A 25,101-nucleotide genomic window follows, 5' to 3' on the forward strand; every position below is an offset into this window, starting at 1 on the left:
GACTAATTTTGCAGCGTATTAATATATATAATAGGTAAGCAACAATGAAAACTCTGAAAATGTATGAAGCAAGCGATAAGATGGTGACGCTTATGCGCGATAACTATCATCTATTGCAGACCTTGGAGAGCTTTGGCATTCATCTCGGATTTGGAGATAAGACTGTAAAAGAGATGTGTGAGGAGAATAATGTGGATACTTATACCTTTCTCGCTGTAGTCAATTACACTATTAACGGACATACGGACTTCAATGACGATGCACAGCTCGATGTACGTACACTGTTGCATTATCTGGAAGCGAGTCATACTTATTTTCTTGACTACCAATTGCCAACCATACGCAAGAAACTGGGTGACTGTCTGGACAGCGATAATGCCCTCGGACAATTGATAATGAAGTTCTTTGATGACTATGCTAGAGAAATTCAACGTCATATGCGATATGAGGAAAAAACTTTGTTCCCTTATGTGGAGGCATTGCTCAATGGTGAGGCAAAGAAAAACTATAATGTTGATACCTTCTCCAAACACCATGAATCGACAGACAGAGTGCTGATAGAACTTAAACTGATGGTGATTAAATATCTGCCTTCAGACGGCAAAACCAACAATAAACTCATGGCGGCGCTATACGACATCTATAACAATGAAGAGTGGTTGCGTAATCACGCTAACGTGGAAGACTACATTTTTACTCCTGCCATACGCAGATTGGAAAACCAACTGAAGCAAGATAAGGTGACGCGAAATATCTCTACGATGGTCAATAAAAGCGGCAATGATAATAATGACATGCTATCAGACCGTGAACGGGAAGTGATAGTTTCATTGGTTCAAGGCATGGCGAACAAGGAAATCGCCGATCATCTCTGTATCTCGGTCAATACGGTCATTACCCATCGAAGGAATATTGCTCGCAAACTGCAGATTCATTCGCCTGCAGGACTTACTGTTTATGCCATTGTCAATGGCTTGGTAGATATTTCAAGTGTAAAACTATAGCCGATCAGATACGGTTGATATCCACATAACCGTTCATCACAGCATAGATGGTGAGTGCGCTGACACTCTTGATATTGAGTTTCTCCATAATGTTACGGCGGTGGGTGATGACGGTAGAGAGACCTATATGTAGTTGGTCGGCAATCTCTTTGTTGATGTGACCTTCTACAATCAGTATCATCACCTCTATTTCACGATCACTCAATATTCGAGAATTTGATTCCCCCTGCATATTGGGTAAGTTGCGTCCGCCCTTGTGGGCATGTTGTTCCATCGCAAGCAATTGCTTGATAAGGTGATCTTCTGGTTGGTTAACACACAATGAATGAAAGCCTGATAAACCTGATGCTTCTTCGTTCTGCAGCGTCAGCACGATAGTTTTACGCTGGCGTTCCATGAAAAACGAACGATGGCGCAATACCACGCTGATATCTACAAAATAGTGGAAATAACTATCAGGACGATTGGCTTCCAGTTCTGTAAGTGTACCGTAGGTATCTACTTCCATGATAGGCATTACGTCTTGGAGAATATGGCGAAGCCCCAATGCTGCAAGTGCATTAGGATCGATGATGGCAATGCGTGGTTTGGGCATGACTGCCCCCTGTTGTGTATTGTGTCTGTCCATTGTGTTTTCGAAAACTTCCGCAAAGGTAAAATGAATAATTGGTTCTACCAAATTTTTTTATAACGAATCTGTTTGATGGATATACCATACAGGCTGTTAGTCTGCTGAGAATATTGTATCTACTTACTTTAGTTGGGGTTCGGTCGATGTTCGACAAACGCTGAAAGAAGCCATCGAACACCACCGGTAAGGCTATGTCATACAAAGTTTTAAACTCAAGTGGTGTTCGAGTGTCCGATAATAATTGAAAACTGAAATTTATATATGCTATCATACCCGCGTTTGGAGTATGATGAACCTTCCTGTTAAACCACTGATAGAGGCTGAAAGACACGCGGGAAAACAAAAGCAGGACTTCCCAAAAGAGAAATCCTGCTGATGATATCATGTCTTTGCTTATCTACGAAAGGAAACCAAGCAGGGTACCGGCAGCAACAGCCGAACCGATTACTCCGGCTACATTCGGACCCATGGCGTGCATGAGAAGGAAGTTGTGACGGTCGTATTCCAATCCGAGGTTGTTGGAAATACGTGCTGCCATAGGTACGGCACTTACACCAGCGTTTCCAATCAGTGGATTCAACTTCTTATCCTTTGGCAGGAAGAGGTTCATAATCTTCACGAAACATACACCGCTCATAGTGGCGATGATGAATGCACCAGCACCGATAGCGAAGATATAGATGGTGTTTATAGTCAGGAACTCTGATGCCTGAGTAGAACAACCTACGGTCAAACCAAGGAGCATTACCACGATGTCGTTCAGAGCAGCACCAGCTGTCTTTGCCAAACGAGTGGTCTTGCCCGATTCTTTCAGCAGATTTCCGAAGAAGAGCATACCCAAAAGAGGAAGGCCTGAAGGCACGAGGAATGTGGTGAGAAGCAATCCAACGATTGGGAACAGAATACGCTCGGTCTGACTTACCTGACGCGCTGGCTTCATCTTGATGACGCGCTCCTTTTTGGTGGTAAGCAGACGCATCAATGGTGGCTGAATCAGTGGAACAAGAGCCATGTAGGAGTAAGCACAAACAGCAATGGCACCCATGAGGTTGGGAGACAATTTTGATGAAAGGAAAATGGCAGTAGGACCATCGGCGCCACCAATGATAGCAATACCAGCAGCCTGGTTTGGCTCGAAACCCAATAGCAAAGCGAACATATATGCACCGAAGATACCAAACTGTGCTGCGGCTCCAATGAGCATCAGTTTAGGATTGGCCAACAGGGCAGAGAAGTCTGTCATGGCACCAATGCCAAGGAAGATAAGTGGCGGATACCATCCCTGGCGGACACCTTGATAGAAGATGTTCAGCACAGAGTTGTCTTCATAAAGTCCAATCTCCAGTCCGGCATCAGCACGGAAGGGAATATTGCCCAGAATGATGCCTAATCCAATAGGAACAAGCAATAGGGGCTCGAAGTCCTTCTTGATGGCAAGCCAGATGAAAAGCGCTCCGACTGCTATCATGATGAGGTTTCCAGCCGTAGCATTGGCAAAACCAGTGTAGGTCAGAAACTCATTGAAGTTTTCTGCTATGAAATGTAAGAAATCCATAATCTTGCGTGTTTATCACATTTTTTATTTATCGATTAACCGATGGTCAGCAGTGCGCTGCCTTCCATTACGACATCACTTACATTGACATTGATAGCGGTTACGGTACCTGCGTATTCTGCCTCGATGTTGTTCTGCATCTTCATGGCTTCAAGCACGACAAGTGTATCGCCAATGGCTACGGTGTCACCGACCTTCACATTGATAGAAGTGATGGTGCCTGGCAGTGGAGCCTTTACTACATTGCCACTTCCTGCTGCGGCAGGAGCGGCAGCCTGAACCGGCTTTGCTGTTGGTGCAGCGGCTGCAGGAGCAACGGGAGCTGCAACCTTTGGCTTCACAATAGTAGGATGCTTAGCTGCATTGATAGGCTGCTGGAGCTCTACTTCAAACGGAATTCCGTTTACGTTTACTTTGGCGATGTTGCCTTCTACTTCCTCGATTTCTACATCGTAGTCAACACCTTGTACTTTATACTGATATTTCTTCATTGTTATAATGCGTTATTAGTGGTTGTGGGAATTTGGGGAGCTGCATGGTCGGAGGGAACGACGGGATCGTGGAAATGTGTCATTTGTGAATATTCGTCGTCCCAACGGGTTGGTTTCGGCTGGATGGTAATCACACCGCTTTCTACGTCGTGAACATCATCCTCATATTGACTGAGGGCCATACCGATGACCGCCATATATATTTCACGGTCGATACCTTTTGTTTTCAGACCATCTTGCAATACGTTACCAGTGATGCGGCTAACCTCCATTGCTGTCTCAACAGTTTTGGTGATTGGTTTGAGTGGTTGTTTGTTTGCCACCTTCTTCGCTGTTTCAAGATGCTTCATAAGCAGACCGAACAAGGAGAATACAATCCAAAGCAGGGCTAAGCAAATGAATACAATACCCATTGCCATGATGGTAATGGCAAATCCATGGGGGTCTTCGCGTTTAAACTTGTCAACCTTTGATTCGCTAACAGTAGTGATGTTGGATATACCTGGAGTAACACGGTCGGCTGATTTTACTTCCCAGTCGGCGGCTGTGCCGTTGTTGGCTATACGAGCATACGATTGATCGGCTTTCAGTACCGGTACGGTGACTGAGTCAATCAATTGTGTGGCATTACCGTTGTAGAGTGCAATCCACAATGACTTTGTAGAGTCAACAGGTGTTGTCAGATGCAGTGAACCCAAATGGGGCTGACTGTTGAGAAAGAGTACAAGGTGCTGACGACCACTCAAGTTTGTGCGCAATTCTCCGTTGGGGATGATGCTCATGCGCTTGATGCGTTCGGGCACGCTCATAGAACGCTGGAGAACGGAGCGGTCAGTGGTGATATACATACCACGGATATTATAGGTTGAGTGGGAGATGTTCTCTATCTCAACCCATGCTTCACGCTGTCCGTATTCGTCCTGCAGGCTGGCGCGGTTGTTGGTCATCACTTCGTTCAGCTTGATGCTTGCATCCATTTGGGCATGCATGGCGGAAGTGCCTGCCAGCAACATAGCGCTTAACAGAAATCCGAATTTTGTCATGTTAGTAATGTAATGTATAATTATGTAAGTTTTTCGTATTATATGTATTATCGGCTGTTATCCGCAGAAGAACAGCACGATGATTTGGGCCGTGAAGATGCGAAGGAACATCGACAGCGGATAAACTGTTGAGTAACCTACAGCAGGGGCTTCGCGAGTACAGATTGAATTGGCGTATGCCAATGCGGGTGGGTCGGTATATGTACCGGCAATCATTCCTGCGATGGTGAAATAGTTGAATTTGAAATAAAGACGAGCTATAGGACCTACGATGAGGATTGGAATGATGGTTATGAGGAAACCGGTCATTACATAGAGCAGACCGTCACCTTCTACAACAGTCTCAAAGAAGTTGGCTCCTGCCTTGATACCCACACTTGCTAAGAAGAGTACCAGACCGATTTCGCGCAACATCATATTGGCCGATGTCGTTGTATAGGTTACCAATTTTACTTTATAACCATAACGTCCGATAAGAATTGCGATAATCAGCGGACCACCTGCAATACCGAGCTTCATTGGAACAGGCATTCCTGGGAATGCTACGGGCAGTGAACCGAAGATAATACCGATGATGATGCCCACGAATATCGTTGCAATATTTGGGGCATCAAGGCGACGGATAGAGTTACCCATCTCGTTGGCTACACGGTCAACAGCGTCTTCAGGACCTACTACCATAATGCGGTCACCCACTTGAAGAGGCAGACTGCTGGAGGCAAAGATATCCATGCCCTGACGGGTGATACGGGTTACATTGACACCATGTACACTTGAGAAATGCAACGATGCCAGCGATTTTCCGTTCATCTTGGGGTTGGTTACCAAGACACGCTTTGATACGAAAGGTTGGTCCTGTTGTTCCCAGTTGACCTGTATCACTGGACCGATAAAGGCGATGATAGCCTCGGCATCAGCTTCTGTACATACAATATAGAGTTGGTCACCTTTGTGGAATACGGTGTTGCGGTTTGGAATGCTCACGTGACCTTCGTGCAGAATACGTGAACATACAAAGTCGCGGTTCAAAAAGTCGTGAACCTGTAACATCGTTTTTCCTTCAAGGTAAGTGTTGGTCACTTCAAGGTGCATCTTGTGAGGCTTCTGATTGGCTTTCACACCTTCATGCTCGTTGAGTTCGTCTTCTTCTTTCTCCAAGCGAACCTTGCATATATACCTTATTAATATAGTGGCACCAATAATACCCAATACACCGAGTGGATAAGCACAAGCGTAAGCCGATGCTATCTGTGGTGCATTGTCGGTAAATACCGAACCCAATGCTTCGTTGGCAGCACCAAGTCCTGGTGTGTTGGTCACAGCACCATAGAGCGTACCGACCATCATTGGTAGGTTGCAGACGTTGGATGTGTCGAAGAAGATGAAGTAGCAGGCAAACATCACAAGAATGTTGAGTAGGATAGTCGTTATGGCCAATCCGTTCAGCTTGATGCCTGTAGTACCAAAACTCTCAAAGAAACCAGGTCCAACCTGTAGTCCTATCATGAAGACAAACAGTATAAGACCGAAGTCTTGAATAAATGTCAAGATGGGAAGTGGGGCAGTAAATCCAATGTGGCCAGCCACAATGCCAGCAAACAACACAAAGGTGACACCCAGCGAGATGCCTCCAATCTTGATTTTTCCCAAATATACACCAGTGGCAATCACCACGGCATACAGTAGCGCAATATGCGCTACAGAATCAGTTGTGGTAAATAAATCTTTTAACCATTGAAATGCTTCCATAACATGCTTTTTCTTACAGCATGCAAAGGTAGCCAAAAATTGCGCAATGGCATAATTTTTGTGCATCTTTTTTTTATAAATATCAAAATATTATTAAATCTTTCGGCGGTTCAAAAATTATTTGTAACTTTGTAGGCCGCAATATATGTGTGCATAACCGAATTTGACTACAACGAAACAACTTACATAATCATTCAAACTATGGCTAACAAAGAAAAACTCTTCACCGAGTTTCAGGCGCCAACCACACAAGAGTGGCTGGACAAGATTGAAGTCGATCTGAAAGGTGCTGACTTCCAGAAACGACTCGTGTGGAGAACCAATGAGGGTTTCAACGTACAACCCTTCTACCGCCGTGAAGATCTGGCAAACTTGAAAACTCCAGATGCACTTCCCGGTGAGTTCCCATTCGTTCGTGGAAATAAAAAAGACTCTAACGAGTGGTATGTTCGACAGAACATCGTCGTTACCGATCCTGTAGAGGCCAACAAAAAGGCACTCGACATTCTGATGAAGGGTGTAAACTCTATCGGATTCCGTTTTGACGGTGATCTTGTTAGTGCCGATTTTATCGACAAGTTACTGAAAGATATCCGTTTGGATATTGTAGAGGTCAGCTATCGTACATGCCCATGTCATGTTCTTGAACTGGCAGAAATTCTGAAGGCTTACTTCGAGAAGGAAGGCTATGATAAGGAAAAAATCGTGGGTGGTGTAGGTTTCGATCCCATAGACAAGATGATCCAAAAGGGTAAGGATACCAGCAAGGTACTTGCCAAACTCCCTCAGGTGGTTGAGGCTTTCAAGGAATATCCCAATCTGCGTTGCGTTATGGTACACACCGACACGCTGAACAATGCCGGTGCATATATCGTACAGGAACTCGGCTATGCCCTTGCTTGGGGTAATGAGTATCTGCAGCAGTTGGTGGATGCCGGCGTAGATGTAGATCTTGCAGCCAAGAGCATCAAGTTCTATATGGGCGTTTCTGAAAACTATTTCATGGAAATTGCCAAGTTCCGCGCAGCTCGTCTGTTGTGGGCCCAGATTGTAAAACAGTACGAGCCTAAGTGCGACTGCTCTTGCAAGATGGTAATCAACGCTTCTACTTCTACTTACAACCAAACTGTGTTTGACAGCTATGTTAACCTGCTCCGCTCACAGACAGAGGCAATGAGTGCTGCCCTTGGCGGTGTTCATTCACTCGTCGTAACTCCGTTTGACGTAGTATATGAGAAGCCAACCGATTTCTCAGAGCGCATTGCTCGCAACCAGCAGTTGCTCATCAAGGAAGAGAGCCATTTCGATCGTATCGTCGATCCTTCTGCCGGTTCTTACTATATCGAACACCTCACTGATGCGTTGGCTCAGGAGGCTTGGAAGATTTTCCTCAAAGTGGAAGAAGAAGGCGGATTCCTCGCTGCTGTTAAGAATGGCACCGTACAGGATGATATCAATGCTACCAATGTGAAGCGTCACGGCGATGCTGCTAAACGCAAAGAGTTCCTTCTCGGAACAAACCAGTTCCCCAACTTCACAGAGAAGAGCGAAGGCAAACGCGCCCTCGGACCTTGTGCATGTGGTTGTGGAAAGGCAGAAGAAACTCCTTTCAAGAAGCTCGAAACCACTCGTTTGGCTGCCGACTTCGAGAATCTCCGCATCCATACTGAAGAGGCCAAGACACCTACTGCGTTTATGTTGACCATTGGTAATTTGGCTATGCGTCAGGCTCGTGCACAGTTCTCTTGCAACTTCTTGGCTTGTGCCGGTTATAAAGTTATCGACAATCTCGGCTTCAAGACCGTAGAGGAAGGCGTTGATGCTGCACTTAAGGCTGGTGCAGATATCGTAGTACTCTGTTCGTCAGACGATGAATATGCAGAGTATGCCATCCCAGCATTCAAGTATTTGGACGGACGTGCCATGTTTGTAGTGGCAGGAGCTCCTGCATGCATGGACGACCTGAAGGCCGCTGGTATTGAGAACTTCGTACACGTTCGTTGCAACGTGCTTGAGACTTTGAAAGAGTACAATCAAAAGTTAGGCATCTAAAGTTATGAGAAAAGATTTCAAGAATATTGATATTTATGCCGGCATCCACGCCACCGATGGCGCAGCCTGGCTGAAAGAGAACCACATCGTGCCTAACTGGAAGACACCAGAGCACATTGAGGTTCGTCCCGTATATACCAAAGAAGACCTTGAAGGCATGGAGCACCTCGACTTCACAGCAGGTATCCCTCCATATCTACGCGGTCCGTATAGTATGATGTATCCATTCCGCCCATGGACTATCCGTCAGTATGCCGGATTCTCTACTGCAGAGGAGTCGAATGCATTCTACCGTCGTAACCTCGCCAGTGGTCAGAAAGGTCTGTCTGTAGCCTTCGACTTGCCCACCCACCGTGGTTATGACCCCGACAACGCTCGCGTAGTTGGCGACGTTGGTAAAGCAGGTGTATCTATCTGTAATGAAGAGAACATGAAGGTGCTCTTCTCAGGTATTCCCTTGAACAAGATGTCTGTCTCGATGACCATGAACGGAGCTGTGCTTCCTATTTTGGCTTTCTATATCGTAGCAGGTCTGGAGCAGGGTGCTAAGCTGGAAGAGATGGCAGGAACTATTCAGAACGATATTCTGAAAGAGTTCATGGTGCGTAATACCTATATTTATCCACCTGCATTCTCAATGAAGATTATTGCCGACATCTTCGAGTTTACCTCACAGAAGATGCCTAAGTTCAACAGTATCTCTATCTCAGGTTACCACATGCAGGAAGCTGGTGCTACTGCCGACATCGAATTGGCATATACACTTGCCGACGGTATCGACTATCTGCGTACTGGTGTTAATGCAGGTATTGATGTGGATGCTTTCGCACCCCGTCTGTCGTTCTTCTGGGCTATCGGTATGAATCACTTCATGGAGATTGCCAAGATGCGTGCAGGTCGTCTGTTGTGGGCTAAGATTGTGAAGAGCTTCGGTGCTAAGAATCCAAAGTCACTCGCTCTGCGTACCCACTCTCAGACTTCTGGTTGGTCGCTGACCGAGCAGGATCCTTTCAACAATGTAGGCCGTACCTGTATTGAGGCTATGGCAGCTGTATTGGGTCATACTCAGTCGCTCCACACCAATGCTCTTGACGAGGCTATTGCCCTGCCTACTGACTTCTCAGCTCGTATTGCGCGTAATACCCAGATCTATATTCAGAACGAGACTAAAGTCTGCAAGCAGATTGACCCATGGGCAGGTTCATACTATGTAGAGACCCTGACCAACGAGCTCGTTCATAAGGCTTGGGAGCATATTCAGGAAATCGAGAAACTTGGTGGTATGGCAAAGGCTATTGAAACTGGTCTGCCTAAGATGCGTATTGAAGAGGCAGCTGCCCGCACTCAGGCACGTATCGACTCTGGTGTACAGACAATTGTTGGTACCAACAAGTATCGTCTCGACCATGAAGATCCTATCGATATCCTCGAGGTTGATAATACAGCAGTACGCAAACAGCAGGAAGAGTGCTTGGCAGAGGTACGCGCTTCACGTGATGAAGCCGCTTGTCAGGCAGCCCTCAAGGCAATTACCGAGTGCGTTCGCGATTTTAAGGAAGGCCGCAAGAGCGAGAACAACTTACTCGATTTGGCAGTGAAAGCAGCTCAGTTGCGTTGTACTCTTGGTGAGATCAGTGATGCCTGCGAAGAAATCGTAGGTCGTTATAAAGCAGTAATCAGAACCATTTCAGGCGTGTATAGTTCAGAAAGCAAGAACGACTCCGACTTTGAGAAAGCCTGCGAGTTGACCGAGAAGTTTGCGAAGAAGGAAGGTCGCCGTCCCCGTATCTTCGTTGCGAAGATGGGTCAAGACGGTCACGACCGTGGTGCAAAGGTAGTAGCCACCGGTTATGCCGACTGTGGTTTCGACGTGGATATGGGACCATTGTTCCAAACACCTGCCGAGGCTGCACGTGAGGCAGTTGAGAACGACGTACATATTGTTGGTGCATCGTCACTCGCCGCAGGTCACAAGACCTTGATACCTCAGCTGATTGAGGAATTGAAGAAACTTGGACGTGAAGACATCATGGTTATTGCCGGTGGTGTGATTCCCGCACAGGACTACGACTTCCTCTATAAAGCCGGTGTTGCCGCCATCTTCGGTCCTGGTACATCTGTAGCCAAGGCTGCCTGTGAGATGATGAAGATTCTTCTCGACGAGGAATAAATCGTACGCAGTAATCGTACATCGTACGAATATCCGATATCAAGAGCGTGTCATGACGTTGTGTCATGGCGCGCTTTTTATATTGTTATCTTTGTAAAGCATTTCAAATCGATATCGATATGATGTTGTGTCGCGGTGGGTATTTTATATGTTGTCTATATGAGTATTACAAAAATTTACGTTAAACATCTGCCGATGTGTAAGTGAATTCATTTTTTCTTTGTACCTTTGCAGCCGTGAGAAAAAATATGCTCATCATATTGCTCTTTTTCGTCATTACATTTGTAATGGCGGAAATGCCTCGTTTGACCTTTCCTATACTTGGAGCGGCCAATACTGATGTGTCTGATTCTGTGGGTAAAGGGCAGACGGTCAATACGCAGTTGTTGCCCCATAGTGCCAAGTCCGACAGTACTGTAATTGATACCACAACACAGGTTCTTGCTGATACCGCAAAGATGGATTCATTGCAAAAAGCCATCTGGATGCACAACAAAGCTATTGACGACTCTTTGCGTGCCGATTCTATCAATCGTCAGCGTAAGAATGGTATTGATGCTCCAGTGGAATATACTGCTGAAGACTCTATGACCTATGAAGGTGCTTCAGGTTTAGCCCATCTGTATGGCCAGTCCCATGTGAAATATCAGGATATGGATTTGCAGAGTGATCAAATCTTCATGCAACTCGATTCCAGTTTGGTACATGCTACAGGTTCGCTCGACTCTCTCGGTAAGAAATTCGGTACACCAATATTCAAGATGGGTAGTGACACTTATGAGAACGACACTATAGCTTTTAATTTCAAGACCAAAAAGGGACTCATCAGCGATGTATATACCCAGCAGGATGATGGCTATATGACTGCCCAACTGGCTAAGCGTGGAGCCAATGGTGAGATTTATTTGCAACACGGTCGTTATACCACCTGCGACAAAGATCATCCCGATTTCTATATAGCCTTGTCACGTGCCAAGATGCGCCCAGGTAAGGATGTCGTGTTCGGTCCTGCTTATTTGGTAGTAGCAGATGTGCCATTGCCATTTGCCATACCTTATGGTTTCTTCCCTTTCAGTAAGAGTTATTCTTCTGGTTTTATCATGCCTACCTATGGTGATGAAACATCGCGCGGTTTCTACCTCCGTGATGGTGGTTACTATTTTGCCATCAACGACAAGATGGACTTGAAACTGTTGGGTGAAATCTATACCAAAGGATCGTGGGGACTCTCTGCAGCCTCCAACTATCGCAAACGCTATAAGTACAGCGGTTCGTTTTTTGCCAGTTACCAGAATACGGTGAATGGCGAAAAGAATATGCCCGACTATACCAAAGCCACCAGTTTCAAGGTGCAATGGAGTCACCGTCAAGACAGCAAAGCTAATCCCTATAGTTCTTTGTCTGCCAGTGTCAACTTTGCCACATCGAGCTATGAGCGCAACAACCTCACTTCGATGTATAATCCGCAGGCAATGACACAATCTACACGTACCAGCTCGGTATCATGGAGTACCACATTCTCCAGTATCGGCATGAGCTTGAGCTCAACGTTCAACCTCAACCAGAACATGCGTGACTCGACTATCGCCCTGACATTACCCGACCTCAACATCTCTATTTCGCGCTTCTATCCTTTCAAACGCCGTCATGCTGTAGGTAAGGAACGCTGGTATGAGAAGATCTCTATGAGCTATACCGGACAGTTGAGCAATAGCATCAGTACCAAGGAAGACCGTTTGATGCACTCCAGCTTGACACGCGATTGGCGCAACGGTATGCAGCATAGCATCCCCATTAGCGGCAATTTTACATTGTTTGGCTATCTGAATATCAATCCGTCGTTGACCTTCACCGACCGTATGTACACGCAGAAGCAGGAACTTTCGTGGGACGAAGCCACACAGACAGTGAAGCGCGATACCTTGCAGGGATTCTATAATGTCTATAACTGGGCTTTCAGCGTTTCGGCATCTACCAAGCTCTATGGTATGTATATCCCCAGTCGTAAAGTATTCGGCGACAAGATCATGGCGGTTCGCCACGTGGTGACACCATCTGTCAGCTTCAACTATGCACCAGACTTCAGTGCGTCGCGCTATGGATTCTACAAGACCTATCAGAAGACCGATGCCGATGGCAATGTGTCGCTTGTAGAGTATTCACCCTATGAGGGATCACTCTATGGTGTGCCAGGTCGTGGCAAAACTGGTAGTATCTCGATGGATTTGTCCAACAATATCGAGATGAAAGTGAAGAGCGATGCCGACTCTACGGGTGTGAAGAAAATCAGTATCATCGATGAATTGGGAGCCTCTATGTCGTATAACATGGCTGCAGAGGAACGTCCATGGAGTGACCTCTCTACACGTTTACGTTTGAAACTCACCAAGAGTTATACGTTGAATATCAATGCGGTATTTGCCACTTATGCTTATGAAGCCGATTCCGTAGGTGCCCGTCCTTACATCGGAACCCATACCGAATATAGTAAGGGCCGCTTCGGTCGTTTCCAGGGCATGTCGCAAAACCTCTCTTATACGCTTGATAACAAGAAAGTGAGCGACCTTATCAAGTGGTTGAAGGGCGAACGTCCTAAGCGTAAGAACGACCGCGACAGTCGTGCTAATCGTGATGACGACTACGATACAGGTGTTGAAACCAATGTCGATGAGGATATGGAACGTGGAAAACATGGTGCCCGTAAGGATAATGCCGGCAAGGCAGAGACCGACGAAGACGGTTATATGGCTTTCAATCTTCCTTGGTCGCTCAGTTTGGGTTATGGTGTCACCATGCGAGAAAACACAAGTGGCAAGTTCAATTACGATTCGATGCGCTATCCTTATAAGTTCACCCAGAACCTCAATGTCAGCGGTAACCTTCGCATTTCCGATGGTTGGAACATCTCTTTCTCTTCTGGTTATGACTTTGAGAACCATAAGATTTCAATGACCACTGCGTCACTGTCGCGCGACCTCCATTGCTTTAATATGTCGTGCTCGGTGGTGCTGGCACCCTATACGAGCTACAATTTCTCGTTCCGATGCAATGCAGCAACCTTGACCGATGCGCTGAAATACGATAAGCGCAGCAGCTATTCCAACGCAGTACAATGGTACTAAATCTATGGCAGAACTTCCCGCACTCGTCAAAGACCTTGCCCTCATCCTTGTGGTGGCAGCATTTGTCACGCTTATCTTCAAGCGACTGAAACAGCCTCTTGTCCTTGGATATATCGTAGCAGGATTCTTAGTGTCACCGCAGATGCCCTATACCATGTCGGTGATGGATCGTGCCAATGTGCAGATGTGGGCAGATATCGGTGTGATCTTTCTTTTGTTTTCCCTGGGTCTCGATTTTTCTTTCAAGAAGATTGTGAAGATGGGCATGGCTCCTGTCATAGCCGCTTGTACCATCATCTTCTGTATGATGATGGCAGGAATTGTGGTGGGCAAGGCATTCGGTTGGACCCACATGGACTCCATCTTCCTTGGCGGTATGTTGGCTATGTCGTCCACCACTATTATATATAAGGCATTCGATGACATGGGACTTCGCCAACAGCGATTCGCAGGAATGGTGATGAGTGTGCTGATACTGGAAGATGTGCTTGCCATTGTGATGATGGTGATGCTGTCTGCCATAGCCAGTGGTAGCAGTCCCGATGGTGGTCAGATGGTCGAGAGTGTATTGCGTATCGGATTCTTCTTGGTGCTTTGGTTTGTGGTCGGCATCTTTTTTATCCCTGCCTTCCTTCGTGCCACGCGCCGATTGATGAATGAAGAGACGCTACTCATCGTGGCGCTTGGTCTCTGTTGTTTCATGGCAGTATTCTCCACCAAGGTCGGCTTTAGCAGTGCATTTGGTGCATTTGTCATGGGTAGTATTCTTGCCGAGACGGTCGAAGCCGACAAAATCGTGCGTTTGGTCGAACCAGTGAAAAATCTCTTCGGTGCTATTTTCTTCGTGTCGGTGGGTATGTTGGTCGAACCGCAGGTGCTGGTCGATTACGCCTGGCCCATCATCGCTATCACATTGACCATTCTTATCGGTCAGTCGGTATTTGGTTCGTTGGGATATCTCATCAGTGGCAATCCGTTGAAGACAGCCATGAAGTGTGGATTCTCTATGGCCCAGATAGGTGAATTTGCCTTTATCATTGCATCGTTGGGCTTGTCGCTTGGTGTCATAGGCCATTTTCTCTATCCAGTGGTTGTGGCAGTATCAGTTGTCACAACCTTTCTGACACCATATATGATACGCATGGCTGAACCTTGTTACAATATCATGGAGCGCCATCTGCCTAAGAAATGGATTGTGGCACTCAACCACATCACGATATCTCATCCGCAGACACCCTCTGCAGAAAACAAATGGAAGAGTCTATTGATACAGATGCTCCGCAATACGGTTATCTACAGCATCCTTTCCATTGCTGCCATCGTGTTGATGTTCACCTTCTTCTTGCCATTTGTGCGCAGCTTTTTCCCCTCATACGAACTTCACTGGTATGCCAATGCCATCTGCGGAATATTGACCGTGCTTATCATTTCGCCTTTCCTTCGTGCAATGGTGGTTAAGAAAAACCACTCTGATGAGTTTAAGGCACTGTGGGCAGAGAGTTGGGTCAACCATTTTCCGTTGATATTTACCATCATTGTTCGTGTGGTATTGGCTTGTGCTTTTGTCTTCTATATCATCAACTATCTGAGTCGTTTCAAGAATGCCATCATCATCTCCATAGCGTTGGCATTGGTTGTACTGATGGTATTGTCGCGCGGATTGAAGAAAGGAAGCATACAGATGGAGCGCCTCTTCATTCAGAACCTTCGTTCTCGCGATATTGAGGCACAAGTGCATGGTCGTCGCCGCCCACTTTATGAAGGGCATTTGCTCGACCGTGATGTCCACATGGCAGACTTCGATATTCCCTTCAACACCCGTTGGATGGGCAAGACCCTTCGTCAGTTGGCACTTGGTCAGCAGTTTGGTGTGCATGTCAGCAGTATTCTTCGTGCCGGTCATCGGTTGAATATTCCCGATGGCAACGATGTCATCTTCCCTGGCGACCGACTACAGGTAATCGGCAACGACGATCAGCTCCGCCAGTTGGGCGAAGCCATTAAGCGTGAGGTGTTGGGCGATGATATTGATTTCGAGAAGCGCGAAATGAAGCTCCGTCAGATGGTCATCACCGGTTCAAGTCCTTTTGTTGGCAAGACCCTTGAAGAGAGTGGCATCCGTTCACAATACAGCTGCATGGTAGTCGGATTGGAGGAAGGAAAGGAAAACCTTTCTCAGATTCATCCCAAACGCAAGTTCCAGAAAGGCGATATCATCTGGGTGGTTGGCGAAAAAGAAAGCCTTGAGGCAATCCTCAAGGCTTGATATCGGTATCGTTTCCGATTTTTCTTAGACCTTGTCAGGTCTGTTTATCTTTATGCTTAGTCGTTATATCCAGCAGTAAGTTCGCAGATTTTCACGATAACATTCATGGCTTTCTCCATCGACTGTATTGATACAAACTCGTATGGTCCATGGAAATTCACACCACCAGCGAAGATATTGGGGCAGGGCAGACCTTTGAACGAAAGCTGTGCACCGTCGGTACCACCGCGTATCGGGCTGACCTTTGGAGCCACACCAGTATCTTGCATGGCACGCAATACGAGGTCTATCACGTGCATCTGTGGATCAATTTTCTCCTTCATGTTGTAATACTGGTCGCTAACCACAGCCTCTACAGTTCCCTCACCGTATTTTTCATTCATCTTCTCTGCACACTGCATGATGAAGTGTTTGCGGTCTTCAAACTTCTCGCGATCATGGTCGCGAATGATATAGTTCAGCTTTGCCAGTTCTATATTCGACTGAATGCCCAGCAGGTGATAGAAGCCCTGATAGCCTTCGGTGGTTTCTGGTGTTTCGTCTTCGGGCAACATCTTGGCAAACTCCGCAGCCAGTGCATTGGCATTGATCATCTTGCCTTTTGCATATCCTGGGTGTACGCTCACTCCCTTGATTGTGATTTTGGCAGAAGCGGCATTGAAATTTTCAAATTCCAATTCGCCCACATCACCACCGTCCATGGTGTATGCCCATTCGCATCCAAACTTCTCTACATCGAAGTGATGGGCGCCCATACCGATTTCTTCATCGGGGTTGAAAGCCACTCTGATCTTGCCGTGCTTAATCTCTTTGTGTTCTTGCAGATAAACCATGGCCTGTACGATTTCGGCAATGCCCGCCTTGTCGTCTGCACCGAGCAGAGTGTGTCCGTCTGTCACAATGAGGTCTTCGCCCACGTGTTGTAACAGTTCGGGAAATTTCTTCGGACTGGATATGATACCCTCCGACAGCAGGATATCCGTACCATTATAGTTTTGCACAATCTGTGGTTTGATATCTGCACCAGAGCAGTCAGGGCTTGTATCATAGTGTGAGATGAATCCGATGGTGGGCACCTCTTCTTTGATATTCCCCTTGAGCGTGGCGTAGAGATAACCTTTCTCGTCGAGTTCCACGTCGTCGAGCCCCTCGCGTTCCAGTTCTTTCTTCAGATATTCCGCAAACAACAGTTGTTTGCTTGTACTTGGCACAGTCTGGCTTTCTTCGCTCGACTGTGTGTCAAATTTCACGTAATTCAGGAATCTTTCTGTTATATCCATATTTGCTTATTGCTATTGTTTCTGTCTGCGAAATTACGAATAATTAGGCGAACCGCCAAATATAATGTAGTTTTTTAGGTTAAATTGTAGCTGTTCTGCCTATGCGCTTGGGGTGTGGTAATCTTCTATTGCAGTAGATTTTGTCTATGCACTCCACGTTTGTAGCAGCTTTTACCTTGGCACACATAAAATTTTAGTTTTCAGAAAATTTCGACCACTCGACCACCGAAGCGTGCATCGTGCTATCATACAGTAGTTTAGGTGGTGGTCGAAGCTGTTTCTATCGACCACTCATCGACCACCGCCAAAATAGTTTTTAAAATTTCACCGAATAATACGTTATATACGTATTGTCAGACATTTCCAAACCTTTGGCAAAGGTATTGCCCAACGTTTGGTAAGAGTGTTTTCCAACGTTTGGCAAAAGTGTTGTCAAACGTTGGAAACAAGTCTTTTCAACGTTTGAAATAAGTCTTTTCCAATGTTTGATAAAGGTGTTATCCAACGTTTGATAAAAGTTTTTGCAATATTGCATAACAGTTCTTATCTGCTAACGTAAAACAAACGGAAAACAGTAGCAACTTTCACTTGCATCGTAAGCAGTTTTTTTGCAATCGTTTCTCTGTGGTCGATGTGTGGTCGATGAAAAAAGCTTCGACCACCAGCAAAAACCTGAATGTCATGAGGTTATGCGTGTTTGTGGTCGTGTGGTCGAAAAAACAGAAAACTTTTTTTTTGTATCTTCGGTTTGCCGATGGCAAGTTTGATTATTCCTTGCTTTTGTTGTAGATGTCTTTAAGGATGAGTCCCGCCAGGGTAAAGCCGAATATGCCAGTGATGTGGAGCAACGATCCGTTGATCTGTGCTTTCCGCGCATTCCAATCGTGATGTGCCAGTTCGGGATTGCCTTCCTGTGTGTCGGTTGGCGCAAAGGCAGCATCTACGGAGTTGTCGGGACCTAAGTTGGGCAGTAACTCCTGACTAAACACACATAGGAACTTACGCGCAGGGCGCCGTTTCAGACTGCGGAATTTGTGGCGTAGGGCAGCTCCCAACGGACAACCTTTGACTTTCCAAAACTCAGCCACCTCTATCTTGGTAGGGTCCATCTTCAGTGCAGCCCCCATCGACGAGAAGAATTTTGCCTTGGTGCGACATGCACACTCGATGAGCAACAGTTTGTCGCGAAGGCTGTCGATGGCATCTACTATATAGTCGTAGTCCTCAAGATGGAAACTCTCTGCAGTCGTTTCGTCGAATATCATCTGCAGGGCAGTGATATCTGCATGAGGGTTGATGTCGAGAAGATGTTCTTTGAGTGCATCCACCTTGACACGTCCCACGGTTTTTGTAGTAGCCATGAGTTGACGATTGACATTGCTGATAGCCACTTTGTCAGAATCAACAATGGTGATATGGCGTACGCCAGAACGCACCAATGCTTCTACACACCAACTGCCCACGCCGCCTACACCGAAGACGATGACACGTTTAGATTGAAGCGACTGGAGGATGTCTTCACCCACCAGTCGCTCTGTACGGTTAAAAATGCCTTGTTCTATATCCATGCTTATTTCACAGCAACTTTCGTGCCATCTACCACATAGATGCCTGCTGCAACGGGAATGCTGACAGGTTGTCCTGCTGTTGCTTTAACTTCAGCCACCTTCTGTCCGTTCAGCTTGTATATATTGACAGTCTTGTTGCGGTCTGTCGTGATGTTGATTTGACCATGGTCACCGCGGATATAGGTTTTGCTGATATCCACCTTGCCAATGCCCGTGCCACCTTCGGCGCCAGCCACATAGGCTACGACATCAGAAGGTTGCATTGGATAATAATAACCTTGCTTGTCAATAAGGTAAAGTGCCCACTCTTGTAGTGATGTAGTTACATCATATTGTACTGTACCACCTGTGACATTGGTGTCGTAGATACCTCTGAATTCTACCAAAATAGTTTTGCAACCTACTGCATCTGGTGTGTATGTTGCTGTCAGTTGGGTGATGGTACCGTTACCAGGGAACACAATCGTGTTTGAGTTCGTACCACCCCATGTGAATTCTTTAGCACCAAAACCACTAATACTCCAGGTGCCAGAGGATAGTCCGCCGTTGTTCTTGATATCGTACCGAACCACCAGCTTGTCGTCTTTCACTTTTGGAGCTTTTACTCTATCATTGTTGTAATAGGCATCCTCTGTTTCAAACTCATTGCTGGCATTGGTTACAACTTGCACCAATTCGAGTTGCGGAATTCCAGAGGGTGTTGCAGTAAACTTCTTGGCACTGACCAGTTCGGTACCAGAAGCTACATCTTTTACCCAAAGGTAGAATTCCTCAGCAGGTACTGGGATTGCCACCTCACGTATTGACTTGCCTTTAGCTGGTACGCTTACATAGACATTAACACCGTCTTCAGGACAAGTCTGATCTGTGCTGGTATAGACACTGAGCATACTGAATACATCATTGTCTGTTGCGTTGCTAACATCCAACTTAATGGTATTGATCTTGCCTGATAGCAATTCGCTTTCTACGATTACCTCGGCGGTCAAAGGATATAACTGCTTGAGGCTGGTTTCTGTAGCCTCTACCGTATAGTAGCCCATGCTCTCCAATCCTGCTTCCTTCCAAGTGATATTGTCTTCACTATACACAGGGTAAATGGTGGTAACACCTACAGGGAAAGCGTAGTCTATTTTATAGGTATTGGGGAACCAGTAGTCTTGTTGGAGATTCTGAACCTTGCTTGTGTTAGTAATCAGCTTCATACTGCCGTCAGCAGCTTTAATTCCCCAACCGCAATAGCCAGAGAATTTTTTCGGAGCTCTGTTGGTGAAGTAGTTATAGAATTCAATTTTGAAGTTGTCGGTAGCACTTGTTCGTGTGTCTTGGGTTATCGTGATTTTAGTATCAGTACTGATACCCGTGGCATATATCGGCTTGAGTGTTACCAGTGGTATATCCTCTTGACCATTATCGGGCATGATACCTATAATCATATCGCTACCTTGGTTATAACCATCGGGTGCATTACCCGAACCGATGCCGCCCTTCGCGGGATTGAGGATCGTGATGTCGAAATAACCATCTTGATAGCCGCCCCATCCCCAATTGATGTGGTACAGACCTTTTCCGTCAGAACCGTCGCAGACAAACTGGTGACCGCCATCTGACGATTGTCCGCTGTAGAGAACAGGTCTTTTGGCTATGAGTTCATTGTCAATCAACGTATTCCATTCTTGCATGGAGTATGATTCACGTCGTACTTTTACCATGAAGTCTTGGTCATAACCAAAATATTTAGACAGACGTTCCGGATTGACAAAAGCACCAGATGATGGGCCATAGTTCATCTGTACTGCTACTCCACAATGATGCATGAGTTTGGCAACGGCATTGGCTTGGTCATCATTAAAACTTCCAGATTTGTATTGTGGCAGAATATTGTCCCAGTCGTAGGTGCCATCGGTATCTTTGTTGATGCCGGGTACGTTGATGTTATAAGTACCTGTGGTATAGCCAGGAATATCTGCTTGTAGTTGACTGGGATACTTCCAATAACCCATCACCTGCGCCATGGCAGTTGCCACACATCCTGTGACAGCCTTGTTGACACCGTCGTATTCGGGACACATGCGGTTGTAGGGGTCGCCTTGGTTCCATTGGATGTTGCCCAAGAGTGGAGCCACGGTAGGTTGGGTGTAGGATGCAGATTCGCGTAGCGCCTTAGCTTCGGCAGCTGTGCGCAGGGCATGGGGATTGCCAGCTTTCACCTCTTCAACAAATTTCTGATAGGCGGTGATGAACTCGACGTATGCCTCAGGCAATGTGTCTTCGGTGTAGTTGCCTTGCTTGGCATAACCCACAATCTCAGGCAACCGGTCGTCTGCAGAGACGATGGTGTAACCCTTGTTCGTTCCGTTTTCAATCACATAGTAGGCAGGATCGATGCCGTTGGTCTTTTGAACCATTCTCGGTTGGGGCGACATGGCGTCCATGCTGATGCCCAATCGCTCGGCTTGTTGCTGTGCAATTTTGAGTGCTTGTTGGTAACTGCGTGGTCCTGCAGAAGCCATCAGTTGCACAAAGCACATGGCGAAGAGTAGGAGTAAATGTTTTCTCATAAGCTTACTATATTTGTGGTTTATATATTGTCGTCGGTTGTAATTATTTTGCAAATATAGCATGATTTTCTGAGATTTACAAGTCGTAACACCTGCTTTTTACGCTATGAAACATCTTTTTTATCAGATGAACTTGTTTTGAGCTGTTTTGTTGAGCCAATAAGATTGGTATGAGGGGAAAACAGTGGGTATGGTAGAGTACAATGGTGCAGAAATAGAATTTATATCAGTCGTACCATTACAGAGAAAATGGGAGGCAGCGTTGATATTGACCGGCAATACACTCCTGGTGCACGCTTTGTCTTTACCATTCCCGACAGACAGGCATAATACACCGTAGTCAAAAGGATAGGCAGAAGTGAAAACGAAGGGTGAAAACCACCAGATAAATTTGGTAGTTCGCTCGCTTTTTAGTAATTTTGCAGTCGCATAGGTTCCGTAGCTTAGCTGAATAGAGCGTCAGATTCCGGTTCTGAAGGTCCAGGGTTTGAATCCCTGCGGAATCACTAAAGAGCATGACTTATCAGAAGTCATGCTCTTTTTTAGCTATTTATACCTACATTCAACAATATCGGCGGTATAATACTTTAATGACCGATGTTTTGAAATGACAGGGTGTTGTTTATCCATAACTATTTGCATTATTTTGCAGTTTTGCGTACTATATTGTCTTCAACTCGTACCTTTACCAATAATTCCTTATCTTTGCAAAAAATAATATTGGATTTCATCCTTCCATTTCATGGCGAGAAAACGAAGGGTGAAAGCCCACTCTAAAATGATATAATCAGAAACAGAAACAATCAATGACGAAAAACAATGAAGATAAGAAAATGGTTACTCTTAGCTGTCGCCAGTATGCAGATGACTGGTGCCATGGCTGACAACGTACGTGAGAAGATTCTCATAGACGAAGGATGGAAGTTTGCTTTTGGAAATGCTGCCGACCCTGCCAAGGATTTTGGCTGTGGTACTGAGTATTTCAACTATCTGACGAAGGCAAATTCCATACATAACGCAGGTCCGTATGCTCAGAAATTCAACGATTCCACCTGGGTGTCTGTCACTATTCCTCACGATTGGGTGACCAATCTGTCTTATGCTCGGAATGCAAGTCATTCGCATGGTTATAAGACTGTAGGATATAAATTTCCAGAGACAAGTGTAGGATGGTATCGTAAAACTATCAGTATTCCTAAGGAGGACTTGGGAAAGCATATCGCCATTCAGTTTGATGGCATCTTCCGTAACGCACAAGTGTGGTTCAACGGATTTTATATGGGAACGGAACCGAGTGGCTATGCTACACAGGTGTATGATGTGACCGAATATGTCAACTATGGAGGCGAGAACCTCATCTGTGTGCGTGCTGACGCAACATTAGAGGAAGGATGGTTTTATGAAGGGGCAGGCATCTATCGGGATGCTTGGCTGTTGAAGTCTGCTTCCGTAAGTGTGGCACCATTTGGCACTTTCGTGTTTGCCGATATCAAGAAACCCTACGATGCTGCGGTGGTTCATGTGAAAACTGAGGTCAACAACCATTCGCTTGAATCGCAGCAATGCAGTGTAGAGCAACGACTGCTGGACGCAGAAGGTAAACAGGTGGGAAAGGCTGAAAGCGTAAACCTTAGTCTAAACGCCAAACAGACCCTTGGCTGCGAACAGACCATTGCGCTCGACCATCCGCATCTGTGGTCAACCGACGACCCTTATATATATAAGGTGGAAACTACGGTAAAGGTGAATGGCGAAGTGACAGATGTCTATGAAACGACAACGGGTATCCGTGAAGTGGTGTTTGATGCTCAGTCGGGTTTCATGCTTAATGGAAAACCCATCAAACTGAAGGGCGTCAATATGCATCAGGATCATGCTGGGGTAGGGGCTGCTATTCCCGATGCTTTGCAGGCTTGGCGCATCAAGAAGCTCAAGGAGTTTGGCTGTAATGCCTATCGTGCTTCACATAACCCCATGACACCTGCCTTGCTCGATATTTGTGATAGAGAGGGACTGCTGGTCATCGACGAAAACCGTTTGACCGGTATTAACACAGAACACTTGCGCTTGCTGGAGAACATGATTAAGCGCGACCGAAACCATCCATCAGTCATTCTGTGGAGTGATGGTAATGAGGAGTGGGGAATAGAAAACTCCGTACAGGGCACACGTATTGCTGCTGCCATGCGAGAATATACCCGACTGCTCGATCCTACACGCCATTCTACTATTGCCAATGCCGGAGGTTCGGAGATGATTAAAGGACTGGATGTGGTTGGCTTTAATTATATCGTGCAAAACGATGTGGATAATAGAAAAAAAGCTAATCCTGACTGGAAAATCGTGGGCACAGAGGAAACAACAGGTTGTGGTACCCGTGGGGTGTATTTCGAATCAAAAGAACAGCCCGGACACATGGTTAGCATGAACAGAGGGACAAAACCTGGTGTGGAAAACGTGATAGAGCGCGGATGGAAATTCTATGATGAACGTCCGTGGGCTGCCGGTCTTTTCTATTGGACAGGATTTGACTATCGTGGCGAACCTAACCCGCTGGAATATCCCGCCCATGATTCTGAGTTTGGTATCCTTGACTATTGCGGTTTCATGAAAGATGAGGCATGGTATCTGAAATCTGTATGGACTGACGAGCCTGTGTTGCATATATTCCCACACTGGAATCTGCAAGGACATGAAGGTGAAACCGTCGAGGTTTGGGCGTATAGCAACTGCGACGAAGTGGAACTGATAGTGAATGGAAAGAAACTGGGACGCCAGACCATGCCCAAGAACGGTCACCTGAAATGGCAAGCTGTTTATCAGCCCGGAAAGGTTGTGGCTATTGGTTATAAGAATGGTAAACGTATGCTTACCCAACAAGTGGAAACTACCAAGCCGGCTTATAAGATTGTGATGAAAACAGACCGTCAGACGATCAGTGCAGACGGACGCGATGTGGCTGTTGTCACAGTAGAAGTGCAGGATGCTAAGGGACGTATAGTGCCCGACGCTTGTCCGATGCTGACGTTTAAACTTTCAGGTGATGGCAGAATACTCGGTGTAGGAAATGGTGATCCGTCTTATCTTGGCGCTGACCATCCTCATCATAACGACTGCCATGAGTTTAGCATTCCTGCATTCAATGGACTGGCGCAGGTGATCATCCAGAGTTCACGCCATTCCTCTGCACTGCAGTTGAGCGGCGAAGCCAACAAGCTTAAAACTGGAGAACTGACTATTAATACTAAATGACTGAACTATCGCATGTGGGGAAGTTAAGGGAAGTTAGAGAGAAGTTAGAGAGAAGTTAGAGGGAAGTTAGAGAGAAGTTAAGGGACAAATGTCCTACGTCTTACGGCAAAAGGCTATTGTCTCTTAACTTCCCGAACGACCGTAGGGAGTGATAACGTCTTTAACTTCAATCAATTCCCTCAGTTGCGAAGCATGTGGGGGGAAGTTAAGGGAAGTTAGGGAAGTTAGAGAGAAGTTAAGGGACAAATCAGACGGAAACACAACGGCTTAGCATAGGATGATGTAAATACCTGTCATTTGTCAATTCGAATGCCGTTCATTGTGGCAATATGTCGTCAATATGCATTAATTATAACG

14 protein-coding genes and 1 tRNA gene are annotated in these 25,101 nt (G+C 46.1%); 7 read left to right on the forward strand and 8 right to left on the reverse strand.

Annotation, left to right across the window (positions count from 1 at the left end; genetic code table 11):
* The first annotated feature begins 44 nt into the window (after window positions 1-44).
* Window positions 45-1,004, forward strand: a complete 960-nt coding sequence (locus CIK93_RS01795; RefSeq protein ID WP_094390086.1) for a LuxR C-terminal-related transcriptional regulator — start codon at window positions 45-47, stop codon at window positions 1,002-1,004.
* 4 nt (window positions 1,005-1,008) lie between these two features.
* Here the strand turns inward: CIK93_RS01795 and CIK93_RS01800 are convergent, their stop codons facing one another.
* From CIK93_RS01800 to CIK93_RS01820, 5 genes are all read right to left on the reverse strand, one after another.
* Complete coding sequence (locus CIK93_RS01800; RefSeq protein ID WP_254046710.1) at window positions 1,009-1,632, reverse strand: response regulator transcription factor; 624 nt, start codon at window positions 1,630-1,632, stop codon at window positions 1,009-1,011.
* 400 nt (window positions 1,633-2,032) lie between these two features.
* A complete protein-coding gene (locus CIK93_RS01805) occupies window positions 2,033-3,193 on the reverse strand; it encodes a sodium ion-translocating decarboxylase subunit beta (RefSeq protein WP_094446398.1) in 1,161 nt (386 codons plus the stop codon).
* A gap of 32 nt (window positions 3,194-3,225) precedes the next feature.
* Complete coding sequence (locus CIK93_RS01810; RefSeq protein WP_094436443.1) at window positions 3,226-3,681, reverse strand: acetyl-CoA carboxylase biotin carboxyl carrier protein subunit; 456 nt, start codon at window positions 3,679-3,681, stop codon at window positions 3,226-3,228.
* 2 nt (window positions 3,682-3,683) lie between these two features.
* Window positions 3,684-4,724: an OadG family protein gene (locus CIK93_RS01815; protein WP_094390083.1), complete on the reverse strand. Its 1,041-nt coding sequence runs from the start codon at window positions 4,722-4,724 to the stop codon at window positions 3,684-3,686.
* Window positions 4,725-4,781: 57 nt separating this feature from the next.
* On the reverse strand, window positions 4,782-6,473 hold the full coding sequence (locus CIK93_RS01820; protein WP_094436439.1) for a putative transporter: 1,692 nt from the start codon (window positions 6,471-6,473) through the stop codon (window positions 4,782-4,784).
* Between the two features lie 201 nt (window positions 6,474-6,674).
* Between CIK93_RS01820 and mutA the strand changes: the two genes are divergently transcribed.
* From mutA to CIK93_RS01840, 4 genes are all read left to right on the forward strand, one after another.
* Complete coding sequence (mutA, locus tag CIK93_RS01825) at window positions 6,675-8,525, forward strand: methylmalonyl-CoA mutase small subunit (RefSeq protein ID WP_094390183.1); 1,851 nt, start codon at window positions 6,675-6,677, stop codon at window positions 8,523-8,525.
* A gap of 4 nt (window positions 8,526-8,529) precedes the next feature.
* Window positions 8,530-10,695, forward strand: a complete 2,166-nt coding sequence (gene scpA, locus CIK93_RS01830) for a methylmalonyl-CoA mutase (protein ID WP_094390081.1) — start codon at window positions 8,530-8,532, stop codon at window positions 10,693-10,695.
* 236 nt (window positions 10,696-10,931) lie between these two features.
* Window positions 10,932-13,817 carry a putative LPS assembly protein LptD gene (locus CIK93_RS01835; RefSeq protein ID WP_094390080.1) on the forward strand — a complete coding sequence of 962 codons (2,886 nt, stop codon included), beginning with the start codon at window positions 10,932-10,934 and terminating at the stop codon, window positions 13,815-13,817.
* A 4-nt stretch (window positions 13,818-13,821) separates the two neighbouring features.
* Window positions 13,822-16,083: a cation:proton antiporter gene (locus CIK93_RS01840; RefSeq protein WP_094390079.1), complete on the forward strand. Its 2,262-nt coding sequence runs from the start codon at window positions 13,822-13,824 to the stop codon at window positions 16,081-16,083.
* A gap of 56 nt (window positions 16,084-16,139) precedes the next feature.
* Here the strand turns inward: CIK93_RS01840 and pepT are convergent, their stop codons facing one another.
* The 3 genes from pepT to CIK93_RS01860 all read right to left on the reverse strand — a co-directional run bounded on the left by pepT (window position 16,140) and on the right by CIK93_RS01860 (window position 21,492).
* A complete protein-coding gene (pepT, locus tag CIK93_RS01845) occupies window positions 16,140-17,363 on the reverse strand; it encodes a peptidase T (RefSeq protein ID WP_094446399.1) in 1,224 nt (407 codons plus the stop codon).
* Between the two features lie 767 nt (window positions 17,364-18,130).
* On the reverse strand, window positions 18,131-18,931 hold the full coding sequence (locus CIK93_RS01855) for a ThiF family adenylyltransferase (protein ID WP_094446401.1): 801 nt from the start codon (window positions 18,929-18,931) through the stop codon (window positions 18,131-18,133).
* Window positions 18,932-18,933: 2 nt separating this feature from the next.
* Window positions 18,934-21,492 (reverse strand): C10 family peptidase, encoded by a 2,559-nt coding sequence (locus tag CIK93_RS01860; protein WP_158215453.1) that lies wholly within the window; start codon window positions 21,490-21,492, stop codon window positions 18,934-18,936.
* 432 nt (window positions 21,493-21,924) lie between these two features.
* On the opposite strand from CIK93_RS01860, the gene CIK93_RS01865 reads away from it, so the two are divergent.
* Window positions 21,925-21,998 (forward strand) — tRNA-Arg (locus tag CIK93_RS01865).
* A 313-nt stretch (window positions 21,999-22,311) separates the two neighbouring features.
* Entirely contained in the window at window positions 22,312-24,744 is a 2,433-nt protein-coding gene (gene galA / locus CIK93_RS01870) for a beta-galactosidase GalA (protein WP_254046711.1), read from the forward strand.
* Window positions 24,745-25,101 lie beyond the last annotated feature (357 nt).

This window comes from Prevotella sp. P3-92, from assembly GCF_002251205.1.
Classification (GTDB): domain Bacteria; phylum Bacteroidota; class Bacteroidia; order Bacteroidales; family Bacteroidaceae; genus Prevotella.

Excerpts from the sequence above, each read along its gene's own strand:
- CIK93_RS01800 (WP_254046710.1), bottom strand. The coding sequence starts at position 1,632 with ATGGACAGACACAATACACAACAGGGGGCAGTCATGCCCAAACCACGC.
- CIK93_RS01795 (WP_094390086.1), top strand. The coding sequence starts at position 45 with ATGAAAACTCTGAAAATGTATGAAGCAAGCGATAAGATGGTGACGCTT.
- CIK93_RS01815 (WP_094390083.1), bottom strand. The coding sequence starts at position 4,724 with ATGACAAAATTCGGATTTCTGTTAAGCGCTATGTTGCTGGCAGGCACT.
- CIK93_RS01810 (WP_094436443.1), bottom strand. The coding sequence starts at position 3,681 with ATGAAGAAATATCAGTATAAAGTACAAGGTGTTGACTACGATGTAGAA.
- CIK93_RS01855 (WP_094446401.1), bottom strand. The coding sequence starts at position 18,931 with ATGGATATAGAACAAGGCATTTTTAACCGTACAGAGCGACTGGTGGGT.
- CIK93_RS01860 (WP_158215453.1), bottom strand. The coding sequence starts at position 21,492 with ATGAGAAAACATTTACTCCTACTCTTCGCCATGTGCTTTGTGCAACTG.
- mutA (WP_094390183.1), top strand. The coding sequence starts at position 6,675 with ATGGCTAACAAAGAAAAACTCTTCACCGAGTTTCAGGCGCCAACCACA.
- scpA (WP_094390081.1), top strand. The coding sequence starts at position 8,530 with ATGAGAAAAGATTTCAAGAATATTGATATTTATGCCGGCATCCACGCC.
- pepT (WP_094446399.1), bottom strand. The coding sequence starts at position 17,363 with ATGGATATAACAGAAAGATTCCTGAATTACGTGAAATTTGACACACAG.
- CIK93_RS01820 (WP_094436439.1), bottom strand. The coding sequence starts at position 6,473 with ATGGAAGCATTTCAATGGTTAAAAGATTTATTTACCACAACTGATTCT.
- galA (WP_254046711.1), top strand. The coding sequence starts at position 22,312 with ATGAAGATAAGAAAATGGTTACTCTTAGCTGTCGCCAGTATGCAGATG.
- CIK93_RS01840 (WP_094390079.1), top strand. The coding sequence starts at position 13,822 with ATGGCAGAACTTCCCGCACTCGTCAAAGACCTTGCCCTCATCCTTGTG.